Source organism: Bacillus sp. DB-2 (assembly GCF_003315125.1).
Classification (GTDB): Bacteria; Bacillota; Bacilli; order Bacillales; family Bacillaceae_G; genus Bacillus_A; species Bacillus_A mycoides.
Genome location: NZ_QNRN01000007.1, coordinates 294,048 through 313,366, shown reverse-complemented (window position 1 = coordinate 313,366; position 19,319 = coordinate 294,048). Strand labels below are relative to the sequence as shown.

The 19,319-nt window shown below is 34.7% G+C and carries 25 protein-coding genes and 1 riboswitch; of the genes, 8 read left to right on the top strand and 17 right to left on the bottom strand.

From position 1 onward, the window contains the following. Positions 1–219: 219 nt before the first annotated feature. Positions 220–537 (bottom strand): magnetosome magnetite crystal formation protein family, encoded by a 318-nt coding sequence (locus DET63_RS14750; protein ID WP_002189054.1) that lies wholly within the window; start codon positions 535–537, stop codon positions 220–222. Between the two features lie 147 nt (positions 538–684). Further along, positions 685–1,221: a YdcF family protein gene (locus DET63_RS14745; protein WP_306475273.1), complete on the bottom strand. Its 537-nt coding sequence runs from the start codon at positions 1,219–1,221 to the stop codon at positions 685–687. A gap of 202 nt (positions 1,222–1,423) precedes the next feature. Between DET63_RS14745 and DET63_RS14740 the strand changes: the two genes are divergently transcribed. Further along, the gene (locus tag DET63_RS14740; protein WP_002126540.1) at positions 1,424–2,089 is read left to right on the top strand and encodes a DUF421 domain-containing protein; all 666 of its coding nucleotides are present in this window, start codon (positions 1,424–1,426) and stop codon (positions 2,087–2,089) included. A gap of 38 nt (positions 2,090–2,127) precedes the next feature. Here DET63_RS14740 and DET63_RS14735 read toward each other — a convergent pair whose 3' ends face one another. Together DET63_RS14735 and DET63_RS14730 are read right to left on the bottom strand one after the other, a co-directional pair. After that, the gene (locus DET63_RS14735) at positions 2,128–3,483 is read right to left on the bottom strand and encodes an MATE family efflux transporter (protein WP_113937094.1); all 1,356 of its coding nucleotides are present in this window, start codon (positions 3,481–3,483) and stop codon (positions 2,128–2,130) included. 89 nt (positions 3,484–3,572) lie between these two features. Then, on the bottom strand, positions 3,573–4,403 hold the full coding sequence (locus DET63_RS14730) for a MerR family transcriptional regulator (RefSeq protein ID WP_113937092.1): 831 nt from the start codon (positions 4,401–4,403) through the stop codon (positions 3,573–3,575). Positions 4,404–4,671: 268 nt separating this feature from the next. On the opposite strand from DET63_RS14730, the gene DET63_RS14725 reads away from it, so the two are divergent. Continuing rightward, complete coding sequence (locus DET63_RS14725) at positions 4,672–5,835, top strand: cation:proton antiporter (protein ID WP_002011888.1); 1,164 nt, start codon at positions 4,672–4,674, stop codon at positions 5,833–5,835. 63 nt (positions 5,836–5,898) lie between these two features. Here the strand turns inward: DET63_RS14725 and DET63_RS14720 are convergent, their stop codons facing one another. The 8 genes from DET63_RS14720 to DET63_RS14685 form a co-directional block, all read right to left on the bottom strand. Next, positions 5,899–6,177 (bottom strand): DUF3986 family protein, encoded by a 279-nt coding sequence (locus DET63_RS14720; protein WP_113937091.1) that lies wholly within the window; start codon positions 6,175–6,177, stop codon positions 5,899–5,901. 65 nt (positions 6,178–6,242) lie between these two features. Beyond that, entirely contained in the window at positions 6,243–7,592 is a 1,350-nt protein-coding gene (locus tag DET63_RS14715) for an aspartate aminotransferase family protein (protein WP_113937090.1), read from the bottom strand. 189 nt (positions 7,593–7,781) lie between these two features. Continuing rightward, on the bottom strand, positions 7,782–9,332 hold the full coding sequence (locus tag DET63_RS14710) for a solute symporter family protein (protein ID WP_113937089.1): 1,551 nt from the start codon (positions 9,330–9,332) through the stop codon (positions 7,782–7,784). Positions 9,333–9,334: 2 nt separating this feature from the next. Then, a complete protein-coding gene (locus tag DET63_RS14705; protein ID WP_002086537.1) occupies positions 9,335–9,676 on the bottom strand; it encodes a DUF485 domain-containing protein in 342 nt (113 codons plus the stop codon). A 225-nt stretch (positions 9,677–9,901) separates the two neighbouring features. Then, positions 9,902–10,531, bottom strand: coding sequence for a sterol desaturase family protein (locus tag DET63_RS14700; RefSeq protein ID WP_002086538.1), 630 nt, complete (start codon positions 10,529–10,531; stop codon positions 9,902–9,904). Between the two features lie 82 nt (positions 10,532–10,613). Then, the gene (locus DET63_RS14695) at positions 10,614–10,907 is read right to left on the bottom strand and encodes a hypothetical protein (RefSeq protein WP_002086539.1); all 294 of its coding nucleotides are present in this window, start codon (positions 10,905–10,907) and stop codon (positions 10,614–10,616) included. Between the two features lie 19 nt (positions 10,908–10,926). Next, positions 10,927–11,559, bottom strand: a complete 633-nt coding sequence (locus DET63_RS14690) for a LysE family transporter (protein WP_002086541.1) — start codon at positions 11,557–11,559, stop codon at positions 10,927–10,929. 138 nt (positions 11,560–11,697) lie between these two features. Beyond that, entirely contained in the window at positions 11,698–12,426 is a 729-nt protein-coding gene (locus DET63_RS14685) for a YqcI/YcgG family protein (RefSeq protein WP_113937088.1), read from the bottom strand. Between the two features lie 260 nt (positions 12,427–12,686). Here DET63_RS14685 and cspB point away from each other — a divergent pair, with 260 nt between their 5' ends. After that, positions 12,687–12,884 (top strand): cold shock-like protein CspB, encoded by a 198-nt coding sequence (cspB, locus tag DET63_RS14680; protein ID WP_002011904.1) that lies wholly within the window; start codon positions 12,687–12,689, stop codon positions 12,882–12,884. 119 nt (positions 12,885–13,003) lie between these two features. Next, positions 13,004–13,252, top strand: a complete 249-nt coding sequence (locus DET63_RS14675; protein ID WP_002011905.1) for a DUF2564 family protein — start codon at positions 13,004–13,006, stop codon at positions 13,250–13,252. A 33-nt stretch (positions 13,253–13,285) separates the two neighbouring features. Here DET63_RS14675 and DET63_RS14670 read toward each other — a convergent pair whose 3' ends face one another. From DET63_RS14670 to DET63_RS14660, 3 genes are all read right to left on the bottom strand, one after another. Then, positions 13,286–13,462 (bottom strand): zinc-finger domain-containing protein, encoded by a 177-nt coding sequence (locus DET63_RS14670; protein ID WP_002011906.1) that lies wholly within the window; start codon positions 13,460–13,462, stop codon positions 13,286–13,288. Positions 13,463–13,474: 12 nt separating this feature from the next. After that, a complete protein-coding gene (locus DET63_RS14665) occupies positions 13,475–14,134 on the bottom strand; it encodes a ribonuclease H family protein (protein WP_002126525.1) in 660 nt (219 codons plus the stop codon). A 269-nt stretch (positions 14,135–14,403) separates the two neighbouring features. Next, complete coding sequence (locus DET63_RS14660) at positions 14,404–14,892, bottom strand: QueT transporter family protein (RefSeq protein ID WP_002011909.1); 489 nt, start codon at positions 14,890–14,892, stop codon at positions 14,404–14,406. A 6-nt stretch (positions 14,893–14,898) separates the two neighbouring features. Continuing rightward, positions 14,899–14,943, bottom strand: a riboswitch (PreQ1 riboswitch). Between the two features lie 131 nt (positions 14,944–15,074). Between DET63_RS14660 and DET63_RS14655 the strand changes: the two genes are divergently transcribed. The 3 genes from DET63_RS14655 to DET63_RS14645 all read left to right on the top strand — a co-directional run bounded on the left by DET63_RS14655 (position 15,075) and on the right by DET63_RS14645 (position 17,323). Next, positions 15,075–15,947: an aldose 1-epimerase family protein gene (locus DET63_RS14655; protein ID WP_002086548.1), complete on the top strand. Its 873-nt coding sequence runs from the start codon at positions 15,075–15,077 to the stop codon at positions 15,945–15,947. Between the two features lie 70 nt (positions 15,948–16,017). Beyond that, positions 16,018–16,404, top strand: a complete 387-nt coding sequence (locus DET63_RS14650; RefSeq protein WP_113937087.1) for a reverse transcriptase-like protein — start codon at positions 16,018–16,020, stop codon at positions 16,402–16,404. Positions 16,405–16,417: 13 nt separating this feature from the next. Continuing rightward, entirely contained in the window at positions 16,418–17,323 is a 906-nt protein-coding gene (locus DET63_RS14645) for a DMT family transporter (RefSeq protein ID WP_002135344.1), read from the top strand. A gap of 2 nt (positions 17,324–17,325) precedes the next feature. Here DET63_RS14645 and DET63_RS14640 read toward each other — a convergent pair whose 3' ends face one another. Then, positions 17,326–17,586: a DUF6123 family protein gene (locus tag DET63_RS14640; protein WP_001195213.1), complete on the bottom strand. Its 261-nt coding sequence runs from the start codon at positions 17,584–17,586 to the stop codon at positions 17,326–17,328. 182 nt (positions 17,587–17,768) lie between these two features. Between DET63_RS14640 and DET63_RS14635 the strand changes: the two genes are divergently transcribed. After that, positions 17,769–18,329 (top strand): cysteine hydrolase family protein, encoded by a 561-nt coding sequence (locus tag DET63_RS14635; RefSeq protein WP_113937086.1) that lies wholly within the window; start codon positions 17,769–17,771, stop codon positions 18,327–18,329. A gap of 44 nt (positions 18,330–18,373) precedes the next feature. On the opposite strand, the gene DET63_RS14630 is transcribed toward DET63_RS14635, so the two are convergent. Further along, positions 18,374–19,234 (bottom strand): GNAT family N-acetyltransferase, encoded by an 861-nt coding sequence (locus DET63_RS14630; protein WP_113937085.1) that lies wholly within the window; start codon positions 19,232–19,234, stop codon positions 18,374–18,376. Positions 19,235–19,319 lie beyond the last annotated feature (85 nt).

The following is a 19,319-nucleotide window of genomic DNA, read 5'->3' as shown; positions in this document are numbered from 1 at the left end:
GAATTTAAAAAAGATGACTCCTGTTGGATACAGAAATCATCTTCTTGATGTTGCCTAACTTTTTTCAAAATGTCCTTTACAAAGGGTACAGATTATTTTGAACTGCTCTTTTTTTACAGTATCTTTTATTATGGTAAATGAAATTATATTAGCGGCAATTTCAATATATTAATCTATCGCTAAATAACGTCGAATTAATATATTGTTATACAATTCTTGTTAAGCTGCTTTCAATACTTTAATACCTTTAACAATATTCCAAATGAAGTAGTAAATCCCTACTAAAATAAACACTGCATACGTTATAACCATCCCAATTCCAACGCTATCAGACTGATTGAAACTTAAACCGTATACCCCTGATAAAGCTAATCCACCAAATAAGATTGCGTACGGAAAAACATGTGACCAGAATGCTTTTTTCGCATGATATTTCACTTCATCTTCCGCAACGAAGTAAACGATAATTGGTAGTAAAAATGGTGCAAAAAAGATACTAAAATAACATAGCGAAGATAAAATATTATTTCCTTTCAACCGAATCACCTCTAAAGTTTTTTGTTACCTTCATTATGTCAGGAAACCTTTCCAGAAACTATCGCTTTACCTTTCATGAACATGACATTTTTGTAAGATTTTCCTCGAAATAAATCCCGCCTCAAATTTTGGGCGGGATTACTTTAACTATATTCGATTCATAAACCAATATTGCGTAATCGCTAAATATTCTCGCACATTTGATGGAATGATAATTGGCTTCGGTGTTTTGGCCGGAAGCCCTTCTAATTGCAAACCTTGTTTTGCAGCTATTTTTTTCGCTCTAAACATATGGAAATCGTTTGTTACGATCATACCTTTTTTCATATTGGCTGGAATTAACGGTTTTGAGAATTTAATATTTTCATCTGTGCTCGTCGACTTATCTTCCATTATAATGCGGTCTTCTGCAATATTTTGTTTCATTAATCCTTGTTTCATCGCTAATGCTTCTGTAATATCTTCACCTTTTCCTTGGCCTCCAGATACAATAGCAATTGTTTTATCATGTAATTTTAAATACTCAGCTGCTTTATCAATACGATATTGCAATGAATAAGAAGGTTTTGTTCCATTTACTTTCGATCCTAGTACAATTATATAATCCGCATCATCAATTGCATTCATATGCCCATGCTTATAAATGTTATATTGTAAAAACCCCGCATATACGGCGCAAATCATTATAACAACTAAAATATACTTGATTATTTTCTTCTTTCTCATATCCATATACCCCTATTCCCTTTACTTCCTTCATCATAATATCCAGTTATTCGTTTGTATACAGACAAATTCCAATTAAGCCTAATTTATCCTCCAAAAGGTAATATTTCTATTAATTTCGGGAATAGTAAGTACAACTTCGCACGAAGGAGTGTCCCTATTGCTTCTCTTTTTATGTAACGTATCATTCTTTTTCATCTTATTTTTACTATCACTTAAGCTACTTGGTAAATCTGCATTAGCACAACTAACTCCTCATGATTTTGGGGCTATTATCTTTTTATCTTATTTAGCTTTTCAAGCCATACCAGTCGCTGGTGCTTTACAAGCATTTCTCGGTATGGTCGTTATTACATGTTTGCATTTGCTTCTTACAAAATTAAGCCTACTCAACAAACTAAATCGTTTTATTCTCGGACACCCCATTATTTTAATTAAACATGGTGATATTATTTTTGAGAACTTACAAAAAAGTAGATATCCGATCCCTGAATTGCTTTCTAACCTTCGCGTCGCAGGATATCCAAGTGTTCATGAAATTGAGTATGCGATATTAGAAGCGAATGGAGCTATTAGTATTTTACCAAAAAGAGAACTTGTGCCTCTGACTCCAAAAGATTTGAATATAAATGTTAAGTATGCAGGCTTACCAATTGCTCTTATCGTTGATTCACAAATTCAATACGATAACTTAAAATTAATCCATAAAAATGAAAAGTGGTTACATGCAGAGTTAATGGAGAAAGGCGTTACAAATATTAAAAATGTGGCTTTCGCTTCTGTGCAGGAGACAGATGGATCTTTTGCGATTAGTTTAAAAGAATGAAAAAAAATCCCCTTACTTGTTCAAGGGGATTTTCTTCACTATATTACTTTTTTCTCTCTCGCCATGTTTAACGGAACAGGATGTTTCATACGATTCATCGTAAATACGATAATTGCTGTCAATACTTCCGCTACTGGCATAACGAGCCAAATTCCGTTTATACCAAATACTTTTGGCATAATCCATAACAATGGGATAACAAATAGTAAACCTCGGCTCATTATTATAAGTACTGATTTTTTCGTTTGTCGCACTGATTGGAAATACTCTCCATACACAATGTTATAGCCTAAAAATACATATTGAATAAAGAATAAACTAATACCTGTTAACGTTAACTCCAATAGTTCTGGCGATTGAACATTAAATAAACCTATAATATATTTCCCAAAGAATAAACCGACAACAATCGCAATGCCTCCGAGTACAAGCGCAATTTTCACAGCAAACTGTAATCCTTCACGCAATCTTTCTGATAAGTTTGCACCGTAATGGAAACTAGCGATTGGTTGTAATGCTGCACCAACACCGAAGAATAATAGTAATGTCATTGCATGAATACTATTCACCATCGCATAGGAAGCGACTCCTATTTCTCCTGCATATTGAACGAATGCAATGTTAAAACCGATTGTTACGATTGCAACTGTACTTTCTGCTGTAAAACTTGGGAAACCGATCACCATAATTTGTTTAACCGTATCCCATTCAAAATGGAATTTCGTCCATTTTAAAATACTACTTTTTCTAAAGAAGTGAGTTAATAATACAAGGAAACCAATTGCCGCCGAAAGAATAGTAGCTGAAGCAGCACCAGTTACACCCCATCCAAAGATGAAAATAAAAATATAGTCGAACACTATATTTAATACAGCCGTTACAACAAGACCTGCCATTGCTAAATTAGGATTTCCGTCATTTCGTATAAATGTACTTAAAATATTTTCTAAAACGTATATCATTCCAAATGTTAATAACACCTGTAAATAGTCTAATGCGTATGGTAAAATCACTTCATTCGCACCAAATAAATATGCTAAATCTTTTATTCTCCATAAGCAAATAGCCGCTAAAACGCCAACGATAACAACTGCTACTGTCATAGATTGAGTAAAGATAGACCTTGCTCTTTCCAGTTTATTTTCACCTAGTGCAATGGAATATAGCGTGGCTCCGCCCATTCCAATCCATAATGAAATAGAGAAGAAAATTGAAAATGCTGGAATAGCTACGTTTACTCCGGCTAAACCGTTCGCTCCAACTCCTCTACTAATCATGACTGCATCAATCACAATATTAACCGACATTAATACCATCCCAAGAACAGCTGGTATTAAATACGTAATAAATAAACTTTTAATTGGTTTTTCTCTTAATTTTTCTGTTGTTTCCATCATATAAATGCTCCTTTTTCAATGCTCTGTTCACAGTTTAAACCTTCAAGTTACTTGAAGGTCAATAGAGAATCGAAAAATATATAAGCCTATTTTTTTACAACAGGTATTTGAATTTCCGTTACTTGCTCCTTCGGATTTTCTGTTACGGACCAATCAATTAATGCAAGTTCCAGTGCATCTCCGCACACTTCATATCCTTCGTTATCAATGTGCTTTAATAATTCCGTATACGTTGCGTCTGTTTCTTCATATGGTCCATGATGATAAGAACAGGCAAATATCCCTTCTTTTATTTCATCTGAAGTATGCGCTTCAAAAGGCATGTAATCCAATAAAATAAACACACTGTTATATGCTTGAAACTCATTTTGCATTAATGCTTTTTTTGAAACTGTTACACCGATATCACCTGAAAATAAACTATTATCAATTTGCTTCATATTTTTTTGCAACGAATGGATATAATATTCAAACATATCATCCGTTGTATTTGGTGCAACTGCAATTGCTGTAATTTTTCGTTTCGGTATCTTTTTATAAATAATTTGATTTGCTTCAGATTTCGTCGCTTTCTTCATTAAATGGATTTTATGTTCCATTTTTGCCAAAGCATACTCAATTTCTCTTTGTTTTTTCAGCATCATTTTTTGTTGTTTTTCAAGTAAATTCAGCGCATAAGATGGATTTCGTTCATCAATATATTTCTTTATTTCCTTTAACGGGATGTTCAATTGGCGTAAAAATTTAATCGTATCTAATAGTGAAAACTGATCAATTGTGTAATAACGATAATTGGTTTGAGGGTCAACAATTGACGGATGAAAAATCCCTTTTTCATCATAATAACGTAATGTAGATTCCGCTATATTATGCATTTTCGCCATTTCCCCAATTGTAAAACGTTGATTTAATAACATTTTTCTTTCTCCATTCATTATTTGTAAACTTTATTACTTCCTATTATATATCTATATCCCCCGTTTCTAAAACGAATCCTCTCATGAAAATCTGCTATTTTTTCATTGATTTTTAATAAATTTTATTATATATTAATTACAGGTTCAAATTACAAGTTCAAAAGAACTCGTAAATAGACCCTTTGTTTAATGGATCTTTACATATTATCATTAGGCAAATTCCGAGAAATCGTATGATAAAAATAAAAAGTGATGAGGAGAGGATCAAATGGAATTCGAATTTTTCTTTCAAATTGCACTTATTTTATTAAGTACAAAGCTTGCTGGTGACCTTAGTGTTAGATTAGGTCAACCTTCTGTACTCGGTAAATTAATTGTTGGTATCGTTATCGGTCCAGCTATATTCGGATGGATTGAAAATTCAGAGCTTCTAACACAATTAAGTAATGTCGGAGTTATTCTTTTAATGTTTATGGCAGGACTTGAAACAGACTTAGAAGAATTAAACGCAAATCGTAATTCTTCTTTAGCTGTTGCACTTGGAGGTATCGTTCTTCCATTCGTAGGTGGTTACGTTGCCGGTCTTGTTGTCGGTATGGAACAAGGGAATGCTGTCTTTTTAGGATTACTTCTATGTGCAACAAGTGTTAGTATTTCCGTTCAAACACTTCGTGATTTAGGTAAAATGAAAACACGTGAAAGTACGACGATGCTTGGAGCCGCTGTATTTGATGACATTCTTGTTGTTATTTTATTAGCATTTGCAATGAGCTTCTTAGGCACAGATGACGTTAACTTAACAATGATTATCTTGAAGAAAGTAGTATTCTTTGCTTCTATCATTTTAATTGGTTGGAAAGGTGTTCCAGCAATCATGCGCTGGTTATCACCACTTCGCGTATCTGAGTCTATCGTTAGTGCTGCACTTATCATCTGTTTCTCATTCGCATACTTCGGCGAACTATTAGGAATTGCTGGTATTATCGGTGCTTTCGCAGCTGGTATCGCTATTTCTCAAACGAACTACAAACATGAAGTAGAAAAGAAAGTAGAACCAATTGCTTACGCTATGTTCGTTCCAGTATTCTTTGTTAGTATCGGTATGAATATTACATTTGACGGTATTGGCGATCAAATTTGGTTCATCTTAGCATTAACAGTTATCGCTGTATTCACAAAACTAATCGGTTGTGGATTCGGTGCACGAATCACTGGATTTGATGCAAAGTCTTCTGCAATTATCGGTGCTGGTATGGTTTCTCGTGGTGAAGTTGCACTTATCATCGCAGGAACAGGACTTTCTTCTGGCCTATTAGCACAAGATTACTTTACAGCAATCGTTATCGTAGTTATTTTAACAACGATGATTACACCACCAATGTTAAAATACACTTTTGGTGCAAAAGATAAAGCAATGAAAGCAAGTAAATAAGTTTACTATAATAAAAGGAGATTGCTATCTTAAAAGATAGCAATCTCCTTTTTCATTTTCTCTTTAAACAATTCCATTCGTTTTCAACCATTTTTCAAAAATGGAGCGTGCTTCTTCATCATCCATATCATTACTAAATGAATACACCATAATGCCGTAATCATCTATATATTCACCTAGCTTCATCTTCTCCACCTTCTTATAAAAGTCGCCTGCCTCATAGTGCGGAATATAAGCATCCCAAACTGGTTCATTTATTCTTTTGTACGCTGTCACTTCTAAATCATAACCATCTTCATAATATCCGATGTGATAATGTTTGTTAGGATCATATTTCTCCATTAAAAGCTCCTCCTAATAAACAAAAGCGAGCCTTATATTACAGCTCGCTCCTCTCGTTCTATTTATTAAATACGTTCCATCGCTGTCTTCAACGTTCCGACAATAAAAGCAATTTCTTCACCTGAAATAACGAGCGGCGGTGCTAATGTTAATACGTTATTATACCCTGCTGTTGTCATACCGTTGCGTCCGATAATGAGCCCTTTTTCTTTACAAGCATTTACAACACTTGCAATTTTGTCATTATCAATTGGTTCTTTCGTCGCTTTATCATTTACTAGTTCGATTCCAACTAATAGCCCTTTCCCTCTAATATTTCCAACAAGCGGATGTGCCCCAATTTCTTCTTTTAATTGATTTAATAAAAGTGAACCCATTTGTGCAGAGCGCTCAATTAAATTTTCATTTTCCATAATCTCTAAGTTTTTAAGTGCTAATGCACAAGCCGCTGGATTTCCACCAAATGTATTAATATGACGGAAGAATTCATATTCTCCCTTCCCTTTAAATGCTTCATATATTTCTTTTTTCACAGCTGTCGCTGATAACGGTAAATAAGCACTCGTAATCCCTTTTGCCATCGTAATAATATCAGGCTTAACGTCATAATTCATAAATCCAAATGCTTTTCCTGTACGTCCGAAACCGCAAATCACTTCATCGCTAATGAGTAGTGCACCGTGTTTTTGACACGTTTCATGAACAGCTTTCATATAGTCTTTTGGCGGCATTAAAATGCCTCCGCCCGTAATAATTGGTTCCATAATAAAAGCTGCAATCGTTTCACTTAATTCCCATGTCATAACGCGATCTACTTCTTTTACACATTCTACATCATAAATATTTTGCGATTCCATTTCTGGCATGCGGTAACAATCTGGAGGCGTTACGTGTAAAAAACCTGAAGCAAATGGCTCATATTGGTATCTACGCTGTGCTTGGCCAGTTGCCGCCATCGTTGCCATTGTGTTTCCGTGATAACCACGATAACGTGACATAAATTTATAACGATGCGGTTCACCTTTTTGAGCATAGTATTGCCTTGCTATTTTAAAAGCTGTTTCGTTCGCTTCCGAACCACTATTAGAGAAGAATATAACATACTCTCCTCCAAGCCACTCGTTTAACTTTTCAGCGAGCTTAATTGCTGGTTCATGTGATTGTGACATCGGAAAGTACGATAATGTTTGCAATTGCTTATAAGCTGCCTCTGCGAGCTCTTTTCTTCCATACCCACTATTTACACACCAAAGGCCACTCATACCATCTAAGTATCTTTTCCCCTGTATATCTTCAACCCAGCACCCTTCTGCTTTCGCCCCTATCATTGTACTACTCGGGCTAAAGGGACGCATTCCGTGCCACACATATTGCTCATCTTTTGCTAATAATTCATCGGTTTGTTTTGTCTTCATCATTTCTTCCACCTTCCATAACAACTTATTTTTCACAAAGCTGCGCTGGTACCATGATGAGTTAAATTTCTCCCTGCCTATTTTCATTCCACAAAATTAAGACAAATCCTACTTACAAAGCAGTATTATTTACAATAAAATGACAAAAGAAAAAGGAGCTTTTCTTATATATCGAAAAGCCCCTCTTTTTTAATGTGAAGACGCATCGCTAATACCATGACCAGTATTAGATTTCACAAGAATTTCATCAAATTTCGCTGCATCTTCTTTCTTACTAGATAAAACTGTCCCTAAATATGCTGCAAGGAATCCAAGCGGAATTGAAATAATTCCAGGTGTCGTATATGGGAAAATCGCTTCCCCAACAAATATAGCTTTTCCAGCTACTGGGTTCCAAACGTTTGGACTTAACGCTACGAGAACAATCGCTGATACAAGACCAACAATCATACCAGAAATTGCTCCTGTTGTATTAAAACGCTTCCAATAGATTGTAAATAATATAACCGGTAAGTTTGCACTCGCTGCAACTGCAAATGCTAGTGATACTAAAAATGCTACGTTTAATGTTTGAGCAAATAAAGCAAGTATAATAGATACTATCGCCACCCCAATAGACGCATAACGCGCCATTGACACTTGCTCTTTTTCCGTTGATTTTCCTTTACGGATAATCTCATTATAAAAATCATGCGCGAATGCTGATGCTGCTGTTAACACAAGCCCTGCTACTACAGCTAAAATAGTTGCAAAAGCAATTGCTGATACGAAAGCAAATAAGAAATCTCCGCCTAATGCTTTTGCTAATAAAGGTGCTGCCATATTACCAGCAGGGTTTGCTTTAATAATCGCCTCATTTCCTACAAACGCTGCTGCTCCAAACCCTAAGAAAATTGTCATAATATAAAACGCGCCAATTAACCACGTCGCATATACAACAGATTGACGTGCAGTTTTTGCATCACGTACTGTAAAAAAGCGGACAAGAATATGTGGTAATCCGGCTGTACCAAGGACTAGTCCTAAATTTAAAGAAAGTGTATCAAGACCATCCTTATACTTTACTCCTGGATTTAAAAACGAATCTTTTAATGGAGTAGCTGTTTTCATGTGAGCGAACATTTCAGTCACACTGAAATTAAATTTGGAGAAAACGATAACAGAAATAATAAATGTCCCTGCCATAAGTAGTACAGCCTTTACAATTTGAACCCAGCTCGTAGCTGTCATTCCTCCAAAAATAACATACACAGTCATAAGTGTACCTACGATTAATACAGATGTTGTATATTCAATACCTAATAATAGTTTAATAAGTGCACCCGCACCAACTAATTGTGCAATCATATAAAAAATTGAAATCGTCATCGTATTAAGCGCTGCTATACCACGAACTTTTTTCGCATCAAAACGTGCCGCAATCATATCCGCTAACGTGTACTTCCCTAAATTTCTAAGCGGTTCTGCGACAAGATATAGAACAACTAAATAAGCAACTAAAAAGCCGATACTATAAAAGAACCCATCAAACCCAGTTAACGCTATCGCTCCGGCTATACCAAGAAATGACGCAGCAGACATGTAATCCCCAGCAATAGCCAGACCATTTTGCCAGCCAGTTAATCCCCCTCCAGCCGTATAAAATTCACTCGCATTTTTCGTTTTTTTCGATGCGAAATACGTGATAACGAGTGTACCAAGGACGATAATTAAAAATAGTGCAAAAGCGGTTGTATTCAAAGTCAGCCCCTCCCTTGTTGCATATCTTGCAGAATTTTTTGCGAGATTTCATCAAAGGATTCTGCTTTTTTGCTATAAATCATACATAATGCCCATGTCATTATAAATTGCGCAAATGCAAATACCCACGCCCATGTAACATCACCAAATACCGGTGTATTAAGCACCTTTGAATAGGATGTTAAAATAGGTAATGTAATAAAAAAACTTAAAAAGAAAATACTCATCGGAACGATAAACTTCTTTTTCTTATTTAATAGCAATTGAAAATCTTCTGACTGAACAACCTCTGTATAATTCACCTCATTTTGTAACTTACGTGCTGACGTATCATCTCGTTTCATTCTCTGGTCCCCTCTCTTACTTGAAATGCACTTCCCCCTTGCATACCTAAAAACTAAATCTTATAAATATTCAGAAACTCATTTTCATTTTAGACAATCCGTACATTCCTGCAAAGATTTTTCGATAGACATTTTTCGGCATTTTCCCCTAAGTTTTTAATATACTTTTTCACCATAAAATTCGAGTACTTCAATCCACACCAATCGGGATAAAAAAAGTAGTGCTTATCGCACCACTTCTGTCTTTTTCTCTTTTTCTAAATTACGAGCTGTTTCGCTTAATTCAACTTCTTTTCCATCTTTAAGCGTTCCAAATATAAAATCGAATACTGGATTTGAAACACCAAACCAAAACTTTTCATTTTTATAATGGTGTAATATATGCTGTTTTTTTAGCCATCTTCCAAACTTAGTGAAGGGACGAATCGGTTTATGTGCAATATAATGTTTCCATTCATAAACGAGGAGCATGATAATCATTCCGATTCCGAATGAAAGTGTAACAGTAACACTTTTTGTAATACCATACGTTATAAGTAAATATATAGTAAAGCTAGGTATACTAAACCATACAGGCAAAAATAAAAGCTTTAAATCATCTGGATATACGTGATGATCATAATGTAATCTTCTTAACATTTTTAATAAAAATGCGTTTTTAGGCGGCTTTAGATGGAATAAAAAACGGTGTGTCATATATTCGTTAAACGTATAAAAAACAATCCCAAACATACACGCTAACATACCAATCCATGTGAAAAATTGCATTTTTAAAATAATAATAAAAATTAATAAAACACTATACATAATAACAATATCATGTTGTAAAAAAAACTCTTTCACCACTCTCTTCATCTTACTTCCCCCTTTTCCACAAAAACAGCCGCAACATATCGTTACGACCATTTTTTTCTATTTCATTCTTATTTTATTCACTTTACAAATTTGCCTGCTGTTCTATTGCCGAGAAAAAAGTGTTCGGACCAAATATATTTTGTTTCGGAATAATGTGTTCTACTGCAAACACCGTTACTTCTCCTCTTTGTACTTCTCCAATAATGAGACCAAATACTTCATGATTTACCGCAAACGTTGGTTGTTTCGTTTGCAGTAACCTTGCTGCATTTTTAAATACCGCTTCATATAATGGGTTCCTGTCAGTAATTTCTTTTCGGATTTTTGGTGCTAACGTGATGATAATTTCTTTTCCGTCAATAGTGGTTCGATACATAAAAATCTCCCCTTCAATCTTATGTGAACAACTGTAAAGCTTTGTATGCAAAATGGATAGAATATCCTACTAAAATAATACCTGCTCCGGCTGTAATATAGCCAAGTGCTTTTGGTTTTAATAAAGTTCTTCCAAAATGTACAGAAAAAGCAATATTTAAGTTCCACAAAATAATACCAACAATAATGCAAAGACTGTACAAAAAAGCTTCTTGTTTCGTTACCTTTGTAAGCAATGAGCTAAGTGTACTTCCGTATATACCAAACCAAAAAACGAGATTTAATGGGTTGGATATCGCAATTAAAAATCCCGCCATAAAAGATTGTTTAAGTCCACCTACCTCTTCTTTGTTATATTCCATATTCGAGTGGGAGATTCCTTGTTTTACACTTTGAAATCCTAAATAAAATAACAGGAAAAACCCAGTGCAGTACATAAAAGCTTGTACATATGTATACATAAACACAGAAGATAAACCAAAATAAATAAGAAGCATAAACAAAATATCAGCAGTCATTCCTCCGATTCCAACAATCCACGCATGCCAAAATCCACGTTCAATTCCACGTTTTAACATTTCAATATTAATTGGACCTACCGGCGCAGCTAATGAAATACCCAATACTATTTGTTGTATAATTGCTCCAAACATCGCTCTATCCTTTCTACTTCTTTTACTATTAAGTAATGATGCAAATATAGAAAATAGACTAGCTTTCATAAAAATTATTCACTAATACAATACCCTTTTTTATCCAAAATATACAAAAGAGCCATCAGTTGATGGCTCTTATTTCTCTACTCTATGATGAAAAGGACATTTACCTTTAACCGGCTCAATATCATCCCCTATGAAATATTGTTTCCATTCACGATGTTTAGGATCGCCGTAGTGACTAATGTTAGGGTGCTTCGGCAACTGATCCCACTTTTCAACTCGTTCACGGACCATTTGTCTTGAATACGACCCTTTAGGACGATCTCCTTCTAATCCCTCGAAAATAGTTCGTGGCTGGAATCCAATAACGAGAGAATTTCCTAAATGCCTAGTCTTTCGCTGTTTATAAGCCGGCGCATTTCCAAACGCAAAAATCGGTTCACCACCAAATGAGAATTCCCATAAATAATGATCTGGATCTTCAGGAATTTGCTTCGGCCATGTTTGATCATCGTTTTCATGTAAATATTGTAGTACTTTCCAAAAATAATCTCGATAATATTCGATTGATTTCTCTTCACATTCCGGCTCTACAAAAAGAAAAAAGCCTCTTCTTACAATTGGCCGTTCTTTCATTAACTCCAAAAAAGATAACATTGTATTGGGTAAATGCCCCCAATCATTATGAGAGAGAAATGAATAACGAAGTTCATTCTTTTTCAAAGCTGTTAAACCGAAATAACACGGAAAAGTTGGTTCTAGCACGACATTCGAAAAATCATGAAATTCTTTTGCAACCCAATTCGGTATGTCGACTCTATTTTTCATCCCTTCATTATCTAATAAATAAGACTCATCCATTCTTTCACCTCATTATGTACAGCATTCACTTAAGAATATTACATACTCGGCTTGTCCTATACCTTTTTAAAAATTCGAGAAAAAATTAATTCAAAATACAAAATTTTAAAAACGCTTACTTGACTAAATTCTACCAATTCATGTATATTTAAATTAATCATTTGGCAGAATATTCGAGAATATAGCATTTTTTATTTATATTATTTTTTGATGAATTTCACTAAATGAAAAAAGGAATCGTTTTTAGGAGGAATTGTGACATGCAAGGAAAAGTAAAATGGTTTAACAATGAAAAAGGTTTTGGATTTATCGAAATGGAAGGCTCTGAAGATGTATTCGTACATTTCTCTGCTATTCAAAGCGACGGCTACAAAGCTTTAGAGGAAGGTCAAGAAGTATCTTTCGACATTACTGAAGGAAACCGTGGACCTCAAGCTGCTAACGTAGCAAAACTTTAATCCCACATATGACAGGAGGTTACCTTACTTGGTAACCTCCTTTGTTATTCCTTTGTATATTTCCGTTTTCCAGAGCAAAAACTATGTGAAATGCGCAAAATACAAAGGAGGCAATAACAATGGGGTCACATGTAAATGATTTTGAAGAAGTAAAATTCCGTGTAGAAACTGCACAAAAAATGGTAGGTTCTGCAACAATTTCAATGGATCCAGACACATTAGAGCATGCCACTACTGCAGTAGAATCGGCTCGTTCTCAGCTTGAAATCATGAAATCCGTTGCAACGGATTTAGATGAGCCATTTCTAATGAATGAAGAAAAAAAATTAAGTAAATGCGAGCATCAATTGCACGAAGCGAAGCACTAAAAAACATCCAGAGAAAATTCTCTGGATGTTTTTTTATGACAATTGCTCCCCATACTTTTTCAACTTCTCTCCAACCGTACATTGCCGTATACAAAAAGAATGGGCATAGTATTTACTATGATTTTTCCGATTATGTTCCTGCAGGAAACACCCTCCGCAATACGTTTCTAATAAGTCATTTACCTCTGTAATGAGTTGCTTCTTCTTCACGTGTGCACCTCTCTATTCGGTTATTTCTTTATGACTATCAATTGTCGTCCCTTCTAATGCTTGCGCTGCTAATTGATGTGCCTCTTTATTTTGTTTTCTAGATATCGGTTCACAAATAAGCTTTAATTTCATTTGCTTCGCTTTTTGTTCAATTTGGTCTAAGTAATGATTTAAATGTTCATCATAGCAAGGCCATTCACCAGCTAATTGCTGCAGTACAACTTGAGAATCTCCACGAAGTGTAACTGCTTCATATTTAATTCCTAATTCCTCGAGTGTATTCATCCCGTATAATAATGCTGCATACTCCGCTTCGTTATTATCATATATGCCTTCTATGTATGCATTGCGACGAATTCGGTAATTTGTATTTCCTTTTTTATAGTATACACATATACCAACCCCAGCTTCTTTCGTCTGCACATCATAACCACCATCAAAATAAACTTGAATTTCTTGCGGATCTTCCTCCACTTGCTTACTCAGTTTTTTCATTTCTTTTAATGACCATTCCGCGTCCATTTCATCGAAAAATAAAAGTTCTTTCACCCTACCTGTTTTCTCAAAATCCTCCGCAAATTGAAGCACTTCTTCTATGTTCATATAATCTGTTGTTAATTCAGTTTGTAAACCACGCTTCGTTTTATACAACCAATGTATTTTATATTTCATACTAGATTCCCCTTTTATAAGACTTCTTATATTTATCCCGCTATTTGCGGCCAGTAAGACTCCCACCTTAAAATTTAACGAAAGCAAAGAAGTTAGGCGGGAGTCGGGCTGTCCGTAAATGCCCGATTGGTGCGGGCTAATAATCAGTGGGGTCCCCCCACTGATTAAAGTTTCACTTTATTTTATTATATTTTATCAAGAGTCACAGTATTATATACAATTTAATCACATACAAAAAGAGCCATCCTAAGTAAGGACAGCTCTTTCATCTATTGCATAAATCTTTCAAATTGCACTCGCTTATTAATCCAGTACATTACAGGCATACCAATTGCCATTACAACAAATTCACCAACTGCACAAGTTAGCCATGTCAATAAAAATGGCAGATCAAACGCAAGATGAAGTTCAATTGCAATCATAAACATTGTGACTGTAAAAATAACTGTATTAAAAATCATACGAGCCCAAACACCTTTAATGAAGCGCATAGAAATAATAGTTGCAAGTAATGCAAGAATGGATTGCCCTACTCCAAATACTAAATCATAAGCGATCATAGGTGAGAAAAAGAGATTCGTTAAAAATACACCTAATACAATCCCGTAAATTGCTTTCTTATTGAATACAACGAGATGATTAAACATCTCTGAAATACGAAACTGTACACTCGTAAAGCCAAATGGCTGAATAAGCATAGAAACAGCAATATATAATGCCGCTAAAATACCATTACCGACTAATGTCCTTATATTCATGACAAAATCTCCTTAGTTTTTTTCCGTGGGATGGTTTCGAACCACGTTATTCGTTTTTAAGCAACAAGATTATATTTTACGCAATAGGCACTCTTTCGTCAATAGATTCCTATCATTTACTACCTTTTTTCTTTTGGACAACGTATAATAAAACATATGAAAGATTTAGGAGGTTTCACTTCATGACAGCAACAATTCAAAATGAAAAAGTGATCGTTTCCATTTCTGACAAAGGTGCAGAATTACAAAGCGTTCGCTTAAAAGAAGATAACACTGAATACTTATGGCAAGGCGATTCTACTTATTGGGGGCGCCGCGCACCAATTTTATTCCCAATTGTCGGCCGATTAGTAGATAATACATACTACGTAGATGGTAAACCATATTCTTTAACACAACACGGCTTTGCTCGTGATCTTACATTCTCTGTAAAAGAACAAAGTGAAACGAATATTACTTATATTGTTACTAGTAATGAAGAAACATTAAAAAAATACCCATACGAATTCGAATTACTCGTTTCTTATGAGCTAGATGGACAAATCGTTCATGTAACATATGAAGTAAATAACCCTACTTCAAAAGAGATGTTCTTCTCAATCGGAGCACATCCTGGTTTCAACTTCCCCTTATTAGAGGGCGAATCATTTACAGATTATCATTTATCATTTAATGGTTCTGAACGCTTAGAAACAAGCGTATTAGAAGGACCTTATCTTTCAAGTAAAAAGCAATTAATCGCTGAAAATACGAATGAATTACCACTTACATACGATTTATTCAAAAATGATGCACTTATTTTTGAAAATATGAATACGGATGAAATCTCTATTCGTTCTCATAAACATAATAAATTTGTAAAAGTAGAATTTGACGGATTCCCATTTGTCGGTGTATGGACACCAGGCGAGAACGCACCTTTCTTATGTATTGAACCTTGGTACGGGATTGCTGATGAAGTAAATCCGGCAAAAGATTTCAAGGAAAAAAAAGGAATTCAATCTTTACAAACGAATGAAACATTTACATGTCGTTATAGTATTACAATCGGCTAAGTTACTCTATCCCCTACTTCAAAGAAACATATAAGTAGGGGATCATCTTATAATTTGGAGGTTTCTCATTTTGATTGAAGTATATATTGATGGTGCATCAAAAGGAAATCCTGGTCCTTCTGGTGCAGGAGTGTTTATTAAAGGGGTGCAACCAGCTGTACAGTTAGCATTGCCCCTTGGGACAATGTCCAATCATGAAGCAGAATACCACGCTTTACTTGCGGCATTAAAATATTGCACGAAGCATAATTATAACATTGTCTCTTTTCGTACCGATTCGCAGCTTGTCGAGCGAGCTGTCGAAAAAGAATACGCAAAAAATAAAATATTTGCACCACTATTAGAGGAAGCACTACAGTACATAAAAAGTTTCGATCTCTTTTTTATTAAGTGGATTCCAAGTAGTCAAAATAAAGTTGCTGATGAATTAGCTAGAAAAGCTATCTTACAAAATTAACGGGGGTATGAGTGTGAAAAAAGATTGGATTGCTCCTCTTGCTTTATTATTTGTCTCTTTTATTTGGGGAGCTACGTTTGTTGTCGTCCAAAATGCTATGTCTTTCGTTGGTCCATTTACTTTTAATGGGATTCGCTTTTTATTCGCTGGAATTATTTTATTATTCGTTCAAATGATTTTCTCACAAAAAACTTCAAAACAAGATATAAAACAGAGTAGTCTCGCTGGATTGATTGTTGGATTCTTTTTATGTGTTGGCTATTTATTACAAACATTCGGCTTACTTTATACAACCTCTTCAAAAGCTGGTTTCTTAACTGGACTTAGCATCGTTATGGTTCCAATCCTATCTTTTATCTTTTTAAAACAGCGGGCTACAATTTTCATCGTACTTGGTATTGCTGTAGCAACAGCAGGTTTATACTTATTAACGGCTGGTGATTCTTTTCAATTAAACATTGGAGATATACTCGTTCTCGGTTGTGCAGTTGCTTTTGCTGCCCATATTCTTGTTAACGGTTTCTTTTCTAAGAAAATATCACCTTTATTACTAAGCACCTCTCAAGTATTAGCTGTCGGTATATTTTCTTCTATTTGCGCTTTTTTGTTTGAAGATTGGGAAAAATTATTTTCAGTTTCACTATGGACGAATCAATCCTTTTTATTCGCTCTATTTCTAACTTCCCTATTTGCGACATCAATTGCCTTTTTCATTCAAACTTCTGCACAAAAACACACTTCTCCAACGAGAGTAGCAATAATCTTCGCAATGGAGCCTGTTTTTGCAGCATTGACAGGTGTTCTAGTAGCAAATGAACAGCTTTCTATTTCTGCTATTATTGGATGTCTATGTATTTTCCTAGGTATGGTTTTTGTTGAACTACCTTCCAAAACGAAAAAAGAAGCGCGGGCTGCGTGAAGTTACGCTTGTAACTTCCGCATAAAAGCCTTAGCGCTTTTTTTATCTGTAATTTCTTCTTCTTTCAAGCGTTCTAATAACGCAACAAAATAACTGCCATCAAACTGTAATTGATGTTTAATCGTCGCTTCTATTGCTACGTTCACTATCCCATCAGATGCACCAGTATATCCTTGTCCGAACATAATAAATCCTTGTGCTTCCTCTGATAATTTAAATCCTTTCGTATGTAAGAATGAAAGATAATCTTCTACTGTTTGCATGATATTCCCACCTACTCAAAAATTCTCCACTTCTTATCATACATGTTTTTATACTCTATGAGAATGAAATTTATTTGACAACTTTGTAAATCTATCGTCTACTTCTTAGAAAAAAGAGGAGTTCCTTACAATATAAAAGAATATGTAAAGTGGAATTTATTTTATATTAAAGGGGATATCGAATGAAACAAGCACTATTAATTATCGATGCTCAGCAAGAATTAATTGATGGAAATGAACAAGAAAATGAAGTTTTTCGTAAAACCGAGCTATTATCTACACTAAATACAGCCGTACAGAAAGCAATAGATGCAAATGCCCTTATTGTTTTCGTAAGAGATATCGATGTTGCTTCTGGTAGTGGTGTAGGATTTGAAGTACATAATCAAATTAAAGTACCTCAGTCTGCAATCCTTATTAATAAAGCAGCAACAAACTCATTCTATGGCACTTCTTTACTTGAGCTTTTAAAAGAAGAAAAAATTAATCATATTGTTATAGGTGGATGTAAAACAGAACATTGTATTGACACCGCAGTTAGAACAGCTACTGTACAAGGATTTGACGTTACATTAATTAAAAATGGTCATTCCACAACTCATTCTGACGTATTGTCTGCAGAGCAAATTATTGGTCATCATAATAAAACTCTACACGGTCATTATAATGTTGATCATTTTTCTATGGTGAGAGATATCGAGGAAGATCTCTTTCAACCAACTCATGACCAATATCGTGAATAGATTAACTACAAAAAAGAATCCTTTATTTTATAAGGATTCTTTTTTCATCCAAAAATTTGAGCTGCAATGCTATATAATTCTCCGTTTCTTTTCAAAAATTGATCTCTATTTTCCATCATAATTGGCGGTGTATTAACCTTTTGAAAACCGCTAATCTCTAACTCTTTCACGAAATCTTTCTTTCCTTCTGGTACATCCATTCTTAATTTCCCATTATGCCCTTTTGCTAAATAATGTACAATTTTCATTGCCATCGCATCATTTTTAGCAACTACCGGTCCTATTATTTTATTTTCTGACGTTTGTAAACTCAAACCATATCCTAGTACATTTTGTTCTTTATCCTTCTCAACGATACACTGTTCACTTTGCATAATTCTTTTCTTTAAAAACGCTTTTCTATTTGTTCCAAACGCACCTTCATCTATTTGTATTATTCCTTCTAAATCACGTTCTTCATAATTCACAATATACTCTTCATTTCCTACACAATGGTAATTCGCATTGTACGAGTTACATATGTATTTAGAAACATAACTAACAGCCCTGAATCCTAGTTTTTCATATAAAGGCTTCCCCTCATCCGTAGCAATAAGCATAATTGGAGTTTGAGTTGATACGCTTTTAACGCATGAATCCGTTATCGCCTTTCCAATCCCTCTCCCTTTATAATCTGGATGTACAATCACCATTCCGATAGACGCTAATGTCTCCCCGTATAATATAATTGCCGCGCTTGCAATAAGCTCTTCCCTCCCATTTACCACACCATATACAATACCTGAATTAAAAATCGTTTCAATTTCTTCTCTGTTATAATCCCAGCCAATATAAGAAGATAATGCTACAATATCCTCTGTTTTTTCTCTACTAAGACGCTCCACTCTCATTTCCAATTCAATCATTCTCCATCTCCATATTTAGACGTTTGCATCATTTTTTCCGAATCAACTTGTACATGTTTCCCTTTACCAGTCACACACATATCCT